The sequence below is a fragment of the Vibrio pacinii DSM 19139 genome, from assembly GCF_000711795.1.
Lineage (GTDB): Bacteria > Pseudomonadota > Gammaproteobacteria > Enterobacterales > Vibrionaceae > Vibrio > Vibrio pacinii.
In genome coordinates this window covers 168,311-181,323 of the sequence record NZ_JONH01000010.1, presented here as the reverse complement: position 1 = coordinate 181,323, position 13,013 = coordinate 168,311, and the positions used below count along the sequence as shown (strand labels likewise).

General features: G+C 47.2%; 8 protein-coding genes. 5 read left to right on the top strand and 3 right to left on the bottom strand.

Annotated features, from left to right (window positions below):
- Positions 1 to 192 precede the first annotated feature (192 nt).
- From rimP to truB, 5 genes are all read left to right on the top strand, one after another.
- Complete coding sequence (rimP, locus tag BS19_RS06700; RefSeq protein ID WP_038174187.1) at positions 193 to 648, top strand: ribosome maturation factor RimP; 456 nt, start codon at positions 193 to 195, stop codon at positions 646 to 648.
- Positions 649 to 672: 24 nt separating this feature from the next.
- Complete coding sequence (nusA, locus tag BS19_RS06695) at positions 673 to 2,160, top strand: transcription termination factor NusA (RefSeq protein WP_038174186.1); 1,488 nt, start codon at positions 673 to 675, stop codon at positions 2,158 to 2,160.
- A 21-nt stretch (positions 2,161 to 2,181) separates the two neighbouring features.
- A complete protein-coding gene (gene infB, locus BS19_RS06690) occupies positions 2,182 to 4,866 on the top strand; it encodes a translation initiation factor IF-2 (RefSeq protein WP_038174185.1) in 2,685 nt (894 codons plus the stop codon).
- Between the two features lie 111 nt (positions 4,867 to 4,977).
- A complete protein-coding gene (rbfA, locus tag BS19_RS06685) occupies positions 4,978 to 5,388 on the top strand; it encodes a 30S ribosome-binding factor RbfA (protein ID WP_038174183.1) in 411 nt (136 codons plus the stop codon).
- On the top strand, positions 5,388 to 6,332 hold the full coding sequence (gene truB, locus BS19_RS06680) for a tRNA pseudouridine(55) synthase TruB (protein ID WP_038174182.1): 945 nt from the start codon (positions 5,388 to 5,390) through the stop codon (positions 6,330 to 6,332). The genes rbfA and truB overlap by 1 nt, the downstream gene beginning before the upstream one ends.
- A gap of 49 nt (positions 6,333 to 6,381) precedes the next feature.
- Here truB and BS19_RS06675 read toward each other — a convergent pair whose 3' ends face one another.
- The 3 genes from BS19_RS06675 to gltB form a co-directional block, all read right to left on the bottom strand.
- Positions 6,382 to 6,810 (bottom strand): DUF1499 domain-containing protein, encoded by a 429-nt coding sequence (locus BS19_RS06675; RefSeq protein ID WP_038174181.1) that lies wholly within the window; start codon positions 6,808 to 6,810, stop codon positions 6,382 to 6,384.
- A gap of 96 nt (positions 6,811 to 6,906) precedes the next feature.
- Complete coding sequence (locus BS19_RS06670; RefSeq protein ID WP_038174179.1) at positions 6,907 to 8,319, bottom strand: FAD-dependent oxidoreductase; 1,413 nt, start codon at positions 8,317 to 8,319, stop codon at positions 6,907 to 6,909.
- A gap of 21 nt (positions 8,320 to 8,340) precedes the next feature.
- Positions 8,341 to 12,804: a glutamate synthase large subunit gene (gene gltB, locus BS19_RS06665; protein ID WP_038174178.1), complete on the bottom strand. Its 4,464-nt coding sequence runs from the start codon at positions 12,802 to 12,804 to the stop codon at positions 8,341 to 8,343.
- Positions 12,805 to 13,013: the final 209 nt, after the last annotated feature.

The window sequence follows — 13,013 nt, the reverse complement described above, 5'->3', positions numbered from 1 at the left end:
AGGCAAGTTTGCGCAGTATTGCTACTGCGAGTTAAGTGGAAATTTATCACTTAACACATCAGGGTCCAGCAACAAAAAACCCCGACTTTTCGGGGTTTTTTGTTATCTAAATTTCCATATTTGGTGATTTAGAGTTTTGCTTGGAATTTAAATTGGGCTCTGAGCCCTTTTTTTGTTTCTGGAGTGGTTTAAATGACTGGTTTAGAAAGACAACTTACTGAAATGCTTGAAGCTCCTGTAGCGGCATCAGGTTATGAGTTAGTTGGGTTAGAATTTATTCGCGCAGGCGAGCATTCAACGTTACGTATCTTTATCGATCACGAAAACGGTATTAACGTTGATGATTGTGCAGAAGTTAGCCGCCAAGTGAGTGCGGTTATGGATGTCGAAGATCCAATCACGGTGGCTTACAACCTTGAAGTTTCTTCACCAGGTCTAGAAAGACCACTTTTTAAAACAGCACACTATGAGCAATTTATTGGTCACGAGGTAAGTATCGTTTTGAAAATGGCTGTGGCCAATCGTCGTAAGTGGAAAGGTACTATCCACTCAGTCGATGGCGAAACTATTTCTGTTATCGTTGAAGGTAACCAAGAAGAGTTCGCGCTCAGTAATATTTCAAAAGCTAACCTGATCCCTAAATTTTAATTAAAGTCTTAGAGGCTATTTAAAATGAGTAAAGAAATTTTAGCGGTAGTAGAGGCGGTATCGAACGAGAAAGCGGTGCCTCGTGAGCGTATATTTGAAGCCCTTGAAATTGCACTTGCAACTTCTACTAAGAAAAAACACGAGATGGAAATCGATGTCCGTGTTGAAATTGACCGCAAAACCGGTGAGTTTGAAACTTTCCGTCGTTGGTTAGTGGTTGAAGAAGTTGAACATCCAACTAAAGAAATTTCAATCGAAGCTGCGCAGTATGAAGATCCAGAAATGCAGCTTGGTGATTACGTTGAAGATGATATCGAGTCAGTAACGTTTGACCGTATTACCACTCAAACCGCGAAACAAGTGATCGTACAGAAAGTACGTGAAGCAGAGCGCGCGCAAATCGTTGAGCAGTTTATTGACAACGAAGGCGAGCTTGTTACTGGTGTGGTTAAGAAAGTAAATCGTGAAACTGTGGTTCTGGATCTTGGCAACAATGCCGAGGCCGTTATCCTACGTGATGACCAACTTCCACGTGAAAACTTCCGTCCAGGCGACCGTGTTCGTGGTCTACTTTATAAAGTAGCGCCAGATGCGCGTGGCTTCCAGCTGTTTATCACTCGCTCTAAGCCAGAGATGCTAGCTGAACTATTCCGTGTTGAAGTACCAGAAATCGCTGAAGAAATCATCGAAATGAAAGGTGCGGCACGTGATCCAGGTTCTCGCGCGAAAATCGCCGTGAAAACAAACGATAAGCGTATCGACCCTGTCGGCGCATGTGTAGGTATGCGTGGTGCACGTGTACAAGCCGTGTCTGGTGAGCTTGGTGGTGAGCGTATCGATATCGTTCTTTGGAATGATAATCCAGCACAATTTGTTATCAATGCAATGGCGCCTGCCGATGTGGCTTCTATCATCGTTGATGAAGATGCTCACTCAATGGATATCGCGGTTGAAGCAGATAACTTAGCGCAAGCGATTGGTCGTAATGGCCAGAACGTTCGTCTTGCGTCTCAACTTACCGGTTGGGAACTTAACGTAATGACAGTTGAAGACCTGCACAAGAAACACGCAGAAGAGTCTCAAGCTGCAATTGAAAACTTCATGAAGCACCTAGATATTGAAGAAGACTTTGCTCAGCTATTAGTTGAAGAAGGTTTCTCTACTCTAGAAGAAGTGGCTTACGTACCAGTAAGCGAGTTACTTGAAGTTGACGGTCTAGATGAAGATCTCATCGAAGAACTACGTAATCGTGCTAAGAATGCACTAACCACTCTAGCGCTAGCGCAAGAAGAATCTTTCGAAGGCGTAGAGCCTGCTGAAGACCTACTTGGCCTCGAAGGCCTTGAGCGTGAGATGGCATTCAAACTGGCAGCTAAAGGTGTGAGAACACTAGAAGACCTAGCTGATCAGGGTATTGATGATTTAGAAGGTATTGAAGGTCTGACCGAAGAACGTGCGGGTGAGCTAATTATGGCAGCTCGTAACATTTGTTGGTTCGGCGAAGACGCATAATTCAGCAGGGGAGGAAGCGGCATGACACAAATTACTGTTAAGGCACTGAGTGAAGAAATTGGAACGCCAGTGGACCGCTTAATTGAACAACTTGCTGACGCTGGTATGAACAAAGCGAGTGGTGACCAAGTTTCTGATGATGAAAAACAGAAGCTTTTGACTCACCTTAAAAAAGAGCACGGTGACACGTCAGGTGAAACTGAGCCATCTCGTTTGACACTACAGCGTAAGACTCGCAGCACACTAAGCGTAAATGCTGGTGGCGGCAAGAGTAAGGATGTTCAAGTAGAAGTACGCAAAAAGCGCACTTATGTGAAGCGCAGCATCATCGAAGACGACGCGAAACGTGAGGCTGAGGAAGCAGCAAATCGTGAAGCGGAGGAGCTTGCGAAGCGTGAAGCTGAAGAGCAAGCAAAACGCGAAGCTGCAGAGAAAGCACAACGCGAGGCCGAAGAAAAAGTGAAGCGAGAAGCGGATGCAAAACGTGAAGCTGAAGAGAAGGCCAAACGCGTACAAGCTGATAAGGCTAAGAAAGAAATGAATGCAAAAAACGCAGACGTGAATACGCAAGCGAAGAAAGAAGCTGACGAATTGAAGCGTCGTCAGGAAGAAGAAGCGCAACGCAAAGCGGAAGAAGAAGCCGCTAAGCTTGTTGAAGAAGCTCGTAAGCTTGCTGAAGAAAACGAAGCTCGCTGGACAGAAGAAGAGAAGAAGAAGAAAGAGTTAGAAAACTCTGACTATCACATCACGACTTCTACTTATGCCCGTGAAGCAGAAGATGCTGCAGACCGTAAAGAAGAAAGCGGTCGTCGCAAGAAGAAGAAAAAGCCTGCTGATGATCAAAACCGCAGTGGTCGTAACCAACGTGGTGGTCGTGGCCGTAATAATAAAGGCAAATTGGCTAAGCCAACATCGATGCAGCACGGTTTTGATAAGACAGCAACGGTAGCTAAGTCTGACGTTGTCATTGGTGAAACGATCGTTGTTTCTGAACTGGCGAGCAAAATGTCAGTCAAAGGCACTGAAGTCATCAAAGTAATGATGAAGATGGGCGCAATGGCGACCATCAACCAAGTTATTGACCAAGAAACAGCAGCGCTTGTTGCTGAAGAAATGGGTCACAAGGTTGTTCTACGTAAAGAGAACGAACTTGAAGAAGCGGTACTTGCTGATCGTGATAACGATGCTTTGGCTGAAAGTCGCGCACCGGTTGTTACTATCATGGGTCACGTTGACCACGGTAAAACGTCGACGCTTGACTACATCCGTAAAGCACACGTTGCTTCAGGTGAAGCGGGCGGCATTACCCAGCACATTGGTGCATACCACGTTGAAACTGACAACGGCATGATCACTTTCCTTGATACTCCGGGACACGCCGCGTTTACCGCAATGCGTGCACGTGGTGCTCAAGCGACAGATATCGTTGTTCTTGTTGTTGCAGCAGACGATGGCGTAATGCCTCAAACAGTCGAAGCAATCCAGCACGCGAAAGCGGCAGGTGTGCCTCTGATTGTTGCTGTGAACAAGATTGATAAAGAAGGCGCGAACCCAGATAACGTTAAGAATGAGCTAGCTCAATACGACGTTATTCCTGAAGAGTGGGGCGGTGAGAACATGTTTGTTCACATCTCTGCGAAACAGGGTACTAACATTGAAGGCCTTCTAGAAACTATCCTTCTTCAGTCAGAAGTTCTTGAACTTAAGGCTGTAAAAGAAGGCATGGCTTCAGGTGTGGTTGTTGAATCTCGCCTAGATAAAGGTCGTGGTCCAGTGGCAACTGTGCTGGTTCAATCTGGTACGCTGAACAAAGGTGATATCTTACTGTGTGGCCAAGAATATGGTCGTGTTCGTGCAATGCGCGATGAGAACGGTAACGAAATTACGTCAGCGGGTCCTTCGATCCCTGTCGAAATCATCGGTCTGTCTGGTGTGCCATCTTCTGGTGATGAAGCTACCGTTGTCCGTGATGAGCGTAAAGCCCGTGAAGTTGCTAACTACCGTCAAGGTAAGTTCCGCGATGTGAAACTGGCTCGTCAGCAGAAATCTAAGCTAGAGAACATGTTCTCTAACATGACTGCAGGTGAAGTTGCTGAACTGAATGTGGTACTTAAAGCCGACGTTCAAGGTTCTGTTGAAGCAATCGCAGACTCGCTACGTAAACTTTCAACTGACGAAGTGAAAGTGAACATCGTGGGCTCTGGTGTTGGTGGTATTACTGAAACTGATGCGGTACTTGCTGAAGCTTCAAACGCTATCATTCTTGGCTTTAACGTTCGTGCCGATGCATCAGCGCGTCGCGCGATTGAATCTGCTAACGTTGACCTACGTTACTACTCAATCATTTACCAATTGATTGACGAAGTGAAACAAGCAATGGGCGGCATGCTAGCACCAGAATTTAAGCAAGAGATCATTGGTCTTGCTCAAGTTCGTGATGTGTTCAAGTCTCCTAAGCTTGGTGCAATCGCTGGTTGTATGGTTACTGAAGGCGTAATTAAGCGTAGCAACCCTATCCGTGTTCTACGTGATAACGTTGTTATCTACGAAGGTGAACTTGAGTCACTTCGTCGCTTTAAAGATGATGTTCAAGAAGTTAAGAACGGCTACGAATGTGGTATCGGCGTTAAGAACTACAACGATGTTCGCGTAGGCGACCAAATCGAAGTATTTGAAATCGTTGAGATAAAACGTACTCTTGACTAATAGACTAAAATTACTTGCGTTATCTTTTAGATAGGCAGTAATTGGTTGTTGAATACACCATGGGGGGCTGGCTTTGACCATCCCCCCATTCTTTCTAATAAGAGAAAAGATATGTCAAAAGAATTTAGCCGCACGCAGCGTGTGTCGCAGCAGTTGCAAAAAGAACTAGCAATGATCCTTCAGCGTGAAGTCCGTGACTCTCGCCTAGGTATGGTGACAATTTCTGATGTGGAAGTGTCACGCGATCTTGCTTACGCCAAAGTGTTTGTCACTTTCCTTTGTGTCGGTGAGCAGACCCCTGAATCTTGTCTAGAAGCGCTACGTGAACACGAAGTTCACATCCGTATGATGCTAGGTAAGCGTATTCGTTTACGTCTAACGCCGGAAGTTCGCTTCTACTACGACAACACACTGGTTGAAGGTATGCGTATGTCTAACCTTGTTTCAGAAGTGGTCAGTGAAGATAAGCGTAAACAACATGACTCTGGTCGTGAAGACGAATCGACTGGGGAAGACAACTAATGGCTCGTCGTCGTAAAGGTCGTCCAATTAACGGCGTTATCCTTTTGGATAAGCCAACAGGCATTTCATCGAATGATGCTCTGCAAAAAGTAAAACGTATTTACTTTGCAGAGAAAGCGGGTCATACCGGTGCTCTGGATCCTCTCGCGACAGGCATGCTACCAATTTGTCTTGGTGAAGCAACAAAGTTCTCTCAGTTTCTACTCGATTCAGATAAGCGTTATCGTGTGATCGCCAAGCTTGGTGAGCGCACCAATACGTCTGATTCAGATGGTGAAGTGGTTGAGACACGTGCCATCGATGTCGATCAAAATAAGCTCGAAACGTGTATTGAAACATTCCGTGGTGAATCTGATCAGATACCTTCAATGTTTTCGGCATTAAAGTACCAAGGTAAGCCTTTGTACGAGTATGCACGTCAAGGCATTGAAGTACCACGCGAGTCGCGTAAGATCACCGTGTATGAAATCGTTCTGCACCGCTTTGAAGGCGATGAAGTTGAGATGGAAGTACACTGCTCGAAAGGGACATACATTCGCACTATCGTTGATGATTTGGGCGAAATGCTAGGCTGTGGTGCTCACGTGACTATGCTGCGTCGTACTAAGGTGGCTGACTACCCTTACGAGAGAATGGTGACCTTAGAGCAATTAAATGAGCGTCTAGAACAAGCCGAACGTGATGGCATTGCGCCGCGTGAGCTACTCGCCCCATTATTATTGCCGATGGATACTGCGGTTGAGGCTTTACCTGAGGTAAATCTCAATGCAGAGCTGACGGATTTAGTGCAACACGGTCAACCAGTGCAAGTGTTTGGTGCCCCTGAAGGGACGCTACGTATGACATCAGGTGACGAGCGATTATTTATCGGCATTGCTGAGCTAAACGATGATGGCAAAGTTGCCCCGAAGCGTTTAGTGGTATTCCGAGAAGAAACGGAATAATCGACGTGTGATACAAAAAACCGAAGCCATCGCTTCGGTTTTTTTATATCTATTGAATCAGGCCGTTTGTGCTGAGTTTTTCACGTAACTGTTCGGCACGTTTGCGGTTAACACCAAAATCTGAGTAACCGACACGTGACTCTGAGCGAACCACTAGCTTGTCATCGTCGATGCGCAGCTCTAGGTCATCGACAAAACGCATGATTTTAGACGTGCACTCAACTCTTATGTAGTTGTCTTGTTTAGCCGCTGTTTTCGCGCCTGGCAGTTGTAAGGCGATGCGTTCAATCGCGTCGATGTCTGCGTTAGGTGTGAGGACGAAAGCATCGAGAGAAAACGCTTCACGCTCATCTTCAGTCGAGACACAGTTAGGTTTGTTACCACACGGAGTTGAAGTGCGGTCAGTCATGGTAGGAACTCCTTGGCTACAAGCGGTCAAAGTAACGAGAGAGATAACAAGCAAAGCGATGTTTTTCATATCAATACCCTTTAAGAGTGTTGACCTAATTATATGGTTTAAAAACAGAAAAGGATCCAATTAATGGATCCTTTTCTGTTTGTTTTAACGCTGTGATCAAACTTCGAGGTAGTCGAGGATACCTTCTGCAGCTTTACGTCCTTCGTCGATCGCGGTGACCACTAAGTCTGAACCGCGTACGGCATCACCACCAGCAAAAATTTTCGCGTTAGTGGTTTGGTACATGAAGGTTTGATTAACTGGCGCTTGAATACGTCCCCATTGATCAAATTCTACACCGTACGGCTCTAGCCATGGCATCTGGTGGGGCTGAAAGCCAAATGCCATGATGACTGCATCTGCGGCGAGGACGTGCTCACTGCCTTGAACAGGTTCAGGACGGCGGCGTCCTGCTTCATCAGGCTCACCCAATGCGGTCTTGACGACTTTAACGCCCGTAACCTGACCACGAGTGTCAACTTCGATACCTAAGGGCTGTAAGTTAAACATGAACTTAACGCCCTCTTCTTTGGCATTTTTTACTTCGCGACGTGAACCGGGCATATTGGCCTCATCACGACGATAAGCACAAACAACGTTAGCGGCGCCTTGACGGATAGAGGTTCGAACACAGTCCATCGCGGTATCACCACCACCGAGTACCACCACTTTCTTGCCCGTCATGTCGATGAAAGGCTGGTCAGTTTCAAGTTCCATCACTTTATAGGTATTGGAGATCAGAAACGGTAGGGCATCGTAAACGCCGAGCGCTTGTTCGTTGTCGAGTCCAGCCCGCATATTCTTATACGTGCCGACGCCTAAAAATACCGCATCGTAATCGTCGATCAGCTGTTGCATCTCAATATCTTTGCCGACTTCGACGCCGAGGCGAAATTCGACGCCCATCTCAGTAAAGACCTGGCGACGATTCGTCATCACCCCTTTTTCGAGTTTAAACGAAGGGATACCAAACGTGAGCAGACCGCCAATTTCTGGGTAACGATCAAATACCACTGGCTTAACACCATTACGGACCAGAATGTCAGCCGCCGCAAGACCGGCGGGGCCCGCGCCTATGATCGCGACTTTTTTGTCGGTCCATTCGACGTTGGACATATCTGGTTTCCAGCCCATCTCAAATGCTTTATCGGTGATATATTTTTCAATATTACCAATAGTGACAGCGCCAAAATCGTCATTGAGGGTGCAAGAGCCCTCACAGAGGCGATCTTGTGGACAGACTCGGCCACATACCTCAGGCAAGCTGTTGGTTTGGTGCGCAAGGTCGGCAGCTTCGAGGATGCGGCCTTCATTGGCCAATTTCAGCCACTGAGGTATGTAGTTGTGTACCGGACACTTCCACTCACAGTAAGGGTTACCGCAGTCTAGGCAGCGATCCGCTTGTGCGGTGGCTTGCTGATTGGTGAAAGGTTCGTAGATTTCAACAAACTCTATTTTGCGCGTTTTGATCGGCTTTTTCGCAGGGTCAACACGCTGAACATCGATAAATTGGTATACGTTCTGGCTCATGATTTATACATCCTCCATGACTTACTGGGCTTGAACGCGCAGTTCAGCAGCACTACGACTTTGGTGACCGAGTAAGGTATTTAGATCCGCGGCCTGTGGTTTAACCAAATAGAACTTTGGAATCCATTCATCAAAGTTGGCTAAAATCTTTTCAGCGTGTACCGATCCTGTCTCTTCAAGATGCTCTGCGATTAAGCCGCGCAGGTGCTCTTGATGAATATAGAGATCAGACAGTGCTACCGCCTCAACCGACTCTTGGTTGACTCGACCTTGGAAGTCGTCATTTTTATCCAGTACGTAAGCAAAACCACCGGTCATACCTGCGCCAAAATTCACCCCAGTAGCACCCAGTATCGCCACGATACCGCCCGTCATATATTCACAGGCGTTGTCGCCAGCGCCTTCAATGACCGCAATCGTGCCTGAGTTACGTACCGCAAAACGTTCTCCTGCGGTGCCAGCGGCAAACAGTTTTCCGCCTGTTGCCCCATACAGGCAGGTGTTACCAATAATGGTCGCTTCATTACAAATGAAAGCAGTGCCTTGATGAGGTTTAATGGTAATTTTACCACCGGCCATGCCTTTACCAACATAGTCGTTGGCATCACCGGTAAGGTACAGTTCCACACCACCAGCGTTCCATACTCCAAATGACTGACCAGCAGTACCATCAAGGTGAATTCTGATGGGGTCACCGGCCATGCCTTGGTTGCCGTAACGTTTGGCGATTTCACCTGACAGACGAGCGCCTACTGAGCGATCGGTATTGATGATGTTGTAGAATAAATCGATCGATTGCTTGGCTTCGATGGCCGACATCGCTTCATCAACAATTTTTAGATTGAGTTCCGCTTTATCGAAAGGCGCATTGGGCTCTGTCCAGAACATCGGGTGACCTTGCGCTGAGATTGGCGCTTCTAAGATGCCAGATAGATCAAGTTTACTCTGTTTGGCAGTGAGTCCTTCGACCGCTTCTAGCAGGTCAGTACGGCCAATCAGATCGGTGAGCTTTTCGACTCCAAGCTCAGCAAGCAGTTCGCGTACTTCATCGGCAAGGCCAGTGAAGTAGTTCATAACCATTTCAGGCAGACCTTTGAAGTACTCTCTGCGTAGTGTTTCGTCCTGAGTAGCCACGCCAGTCGCGCAGTTATTCAAATGACAGATGCGTAAAAACTTACAGCCCATTGCAACCATAGGCGCAGTGCCAAAACCGAAGCTCTCGGCCCCTAGAATCGCGGCTTTAATGACGTCTAAGCCAGTCTTAAGGCCGCCATCCACTTGCAGACGGATTTTATGGCGTAGTCCATTGGCGACTAACGCTTGTTGTGTCTCGGCTAAACCAAGCTCCCATGGGCTACCGGCGTATTTGACCGAAGTCAACGGGCTCGCTGCGGTACCGCCGTCATAACCAGAAATGGTAATTAAATCGGCATACGCTTTTGCCACGCCTGTTGCGATGGTGCCAACGCCGGGCTCAGAGACTAATTTAACTGAAACAAGCGCATTGGGATTGACCTGTTTCAGATCGAAAATAAGCTGAGCTAAATCTTCAATCGAGTAAATGTCGTGATGAGGTGGCGGCGAAATCAGCGTGACGCCTTGGACGGAGTAACGTAGCTTGGCTATTTCTGCGGTAACTTTATGCCCGGGTAGCTGACCACCTTCACCTGGTTTTGCCCCTTGCGCAACTTTAATTTGCAGTACATCGGCATTGGTTAAATAGTGGGGCGTGACACCAAACCGACCGGATGCAATCTGTTTAATGCGTGAGTTACGTTCAGTGCCAAAGCGCTTAGGATCTTCACCACCTTCACCCGAATTGGAGTAACCACCAAGGCGATTCATCGCCATGGCCAGTGCTTCGTGTGCTTCTGGGCTCAAGGCACCAATAGACATCGCCGCCGAGTCGAAGCGTTTAAACAGGTCAGTGCTTGGTTCGATTTTCTCAAGTGGCAGTGGCTTGTCGGCTTTTTTCAGCGTCATCAAATCCCGTAGCATAGCCACTGGGCGTTGGTTTACTTGTTTGGCAAAGCTCTTATAGTCGGAACTTTGGCCTGATTTTACTGCTTGCTGCAAGGTGCCGACAACATCTGGGTTATAAGCGTGATATTCGCCACCATGAACGTATTTAAGCAGTCCGCCATGCTCGATCGGCTTGCGTTTCGCCCAAGCTTTGCGTGCTAGATTAAACAAGTCTTGCTGGAAGTCTTCAAAGCAAGCGCCTTGAATGCGTGTTGTCACACCTCTAAAGCACAGCTCAACGATATCTCGGCTTAGACCTACAGCTTCAAAAAGTTGTGAACAGCGGTACGAGGCGATGGTCGAAATACCCATCTTCGACATGATCTTATACAGACCTTTATTGATGCCGGTTTGATAATTTTGCATCACTTCGCGATAGCTCTTATCTAAACCACCATCATCAATAACTTTACTGAGTGTTTCATAGGCAAGGTACGGATACACTGCCGTGGCACCAAAACCAAGTAAAACGGCAAATTGGTGCGGGTCACGTACTGAACCGGTTTCAGCAATGATGTTGGCATCACAGCGCAAATTCGCTTCGACCAGTCGTGTTTGTACCGCACCCACCGCCATTGCGGCCGGAATAGGTAACAAGCCCTTGTGTAGATCGCGGTCTGAAAGGACGACTAAGACGGTCCCGTTACGTACCACTTCTTCGGCGCGTTGACACAGTTCGTTGATGGCTTGCTTAAGATCTTTTTGATTAGGATCGTAGTTTATATCCAGCACGGTACTACGATAGTGTTCATCACTAAGTTCCAGCAGCTGCTTCATGTCTGAATAGAGCAAAACCGGAGAGTCAAACGTCACACGGTGCGCGTGACCATCCGTTTCGCAGAAGACATTCATCTCTTGGCCAATACTGCTCGCCAATGACATGACATGTTTTTCACGCAGTGGGTCGATTGGTGGGTTAGTTACCTGAGCAAATTTTTGACGGAAGTAATCGGTGATCAAGCGTTCTTTGGATGAAAGCACAGCCATTGGTGTATCATCACCCATCGAGCCGACGGCTTCTTGCCCCATATCACCGAGCACACGTAAGACTTGATCAACCTCTTCATTGCTCATGGCAAACTGTTTTTGATAAGTCTTGAGCTTGTCATCATCAAAGCTACGTTCACCGACTTGCTCGTCAGACAATTGAGCAAAAGGAGTCAGCTTATGAACGTTATTTTCCATCCACTCCCGATAGGGGTGACGACCCTTAAGATCGTTATCGATCTCACTTGATTGCCACAACTTTCCTCGGCGAGTATCAATGACCAGTAACTCACCTGGACCGACTCGACCTTTCTCGGCGACTTCATCGGGGGCGTAATCCCAGATCCCCACTTCAGAAGCAAGCGTGATGAGCTTATCTTTAGTGATCACGTAGCGAGCCGGACGAAGGCCATTTCGGTCTAGATTACATGCGGCGTAACGACCATCAGAGAGAACGATACCTGCTGGTCCATCCCATGGTTCCATATGCTTAGAGTTGAAGTCATAGAAAGCACGCAGATCGGCATCCATGTCTGGGTGATTTTGCCAAGCGGGCGGAACCAACATGCGCATCGCACGGAAGATATCCATGCCTCCCGCTAAAAACAGATCGAGCATATTGTCTAAGCTTGAAGAGTCTGACCCTGTCTCATTGACGAAGGGCGCCGCACTGTGCAGATCTGGTAATAACGGTGATGAGAATTTATAAGCACGCGCTCGTGCCCACTGACGGTTACCTTGAATGGTATTGATTTCACCGTTGTGAGCTAAGTAGCGAAACGGCTGAGCCAATGGCCAACGAGGCTGGGTGTTGGTCGAGAAGCGCTGGTGGAACAAGCAGATAGCTGACTCCATGCGCAGATCGGCCAAATCGAGATAAAACCTTGGCAAGTCGGCAGGCATACATAACCCTTTGTAGACCATGACCTGAGTCGATAGGCTACAAATATAGAATTCTTCGTCATCAAGGATCTGTTTTTCCATTCGTCGACGCGCAATATAAAGGCGTCGCTCGATATCACGCTCGCGCCAGCCGGCCGGTGCAGAGATAAAGACTTGCTGAATATTCGGCAATGAGTCTGCTGCGATGGGGCCAAGTACTGTGCTATTGATCGGTACTTCTCGCCAACCAGCAATCGTCAAAGTTTCCTTGGCAAGCTCTTGATTAATAATGTCTTTCGCTTGCTGAGCTTTAACAGGGTCTTGGTTGAAGAAAATCATCCCGACAGCGTATTGCTTGCCAAGATTAAAACCATTTTCTTCCGCGATAAGGCGTAAGTAGGTATCGGGCTTTTGTAGTAGTAGACCACAGCCATCACCGGTTTTGCCATCTGCGGCAATGCCGCCACGGTGGGTCATGCGATCGAGTGCTGAAATTGCGGTGCGGACTAGCTTGTGGCTAGGCTCACCTTCCATATGTGCAATCAAGCCAAATCCACAGTTATCTTTTTCAAGACGAGGATCATATAGAGCCATTGCAATTCTCCCTTTGCTTCTCTGTCATCCCGACAGAACTACCAACATTAAAAGGGTTGGTATGTATGACTAACTATTCGTTTTAATTGTTATATATCGAATATATATGCGCTAAATGTCCTTAAAACATTTAACAAAAATGGACTAATTCATTTTCATCGACTTCACAACGTATAGGTTATTATAAAAAAGGTCAAGTTGTTGGTGGA

Excerpts from the sequence above, each read along its gene's own strand:
- BS19_RS06670 (WP_038174179.1), bottom strand. The coding sequence starts at position 8,319 with ATGAGCCAGAACGTATACCAATTTATCGATGTTCAGCGTGTTGACCCT.
- infB (WP_038174185.1), top strand. The coding sequence starts at position 2,182 with ATGACACAAATTACTGTTAAGGCACTGAGTGAAGAAATTGGAACGCCA.
- rbfA (WP_038174183.1), top strand. The coding sequence starts at position 4,978 with ATGTCAAAAGAATTTAGCCGCACGCAGCGTGTGTCGCAGCAGTTGCAA.
- nusA (WP_038174186.1), top strand. The coding sequence starts at position 673 with ATGAGTAAAGAAATTTTAGCGGTAGTAGAGGCGGTATCGAACGAGAAA.
- rimP (WP_038174187.1), top strand. The coding sequence starts at position 193 with ATGACTGGTTTAGAAAGACAACTTACTGAAATGCTTGAAGCTCCTGTA.
- BS19_RS06675 (WP_038174181.1), bottom strand. The coding sequence starts at position 6,810 with ATGAAAAACATCGCTTTGCTTGTTATCTCTCTCGTTACTTTGACCGCT.
- gltB (WP_038174178.1), bottom strand. The coding sequence starts at position 12,804 with ATGGCTCTATATGATCCTCGTCTTGAAAAAGATAACTGTGGATTTGGC.
- truB (WP_038174182.1), top strand. The coding sequence starts at position 5,388 with ATGGCTCGTCGTCGTAAAGGTCGTCCAATTAACGGCGTTATCCTTTTG.